Source organism: Paludisphaera soli (assembly GCF_011064595.1).
In the GTDB taxonomy this organism is placed as follows: domain Bacteria; phylum Planctomycetota; class Planctomycetia; order Isosphaerales; family Isosphaeraceae; genus Paludisphaera; species Paludisphaera soli.
The window spans coordinates 1-520 of sequence record NZ_JAALJI010000146.1; the positions used below are offsets into that span (position 1 = coordinate 1).

Genomic DNA, 520 nt, shown 5'->3' on the forward strand with positions numbered 1-520 from the left:
CTCGCCGCGGGCCTTCACGTGCGCCGTGAAGCCCCACAGCTCGACCACCTCGCGGACGTCGGCGTAGTCGTACCCCTTGTCGGCGCAGAAGTGGACCGGGGCCTCGGACGTCGGCTCCGGCCCCAGCGCCGGCTGGCTCAGGAGGGTCGGTCCCGCGAGCCACTTGTCGTGCTCATTCGCCCCGGCGACGACCAAACCGACGGGGATGCCGCCGCCGTCCGTCAGCAGCGACCGCTTCGTGCCCGACTTGCCCCGATCCGTCGGGTTGGGCCCCGTCTTTTCCCCCCCGAGCGGGGCCTTGGTCATCGCCCCGGCGATGCACAGCCATTCCCAGTCGATGCCGCCCAATTCGTCGTACTCGAGCAGGCCGAGCCTCCACAGCTCGCGGAACACGCCGGCCTTCGCCCACTCCTGGAACCGGCGGTGGGCCGAGCTGCTGGTGCAGATCCCGGTGGCGTTCAGGGCGTTCCACTGGCAGCCGGTGCGGAGCACGAAGAAGATCGCGTCCATCGCCCGGCGG

The 520-nt window shown here is 71.2% G+C and carries 1 protein-coding gene; it reads right to left on the reverse strand.

Annotated features, from left to right (window positions below; translation table 11 throughout):
• The coding region (locus G6O68_RS32075) for an IS5 family transposase (RefSeq protein ID WP_165253843.1) at positions 1-520 on the reverse strand (520 nt) is incomplete at both ends.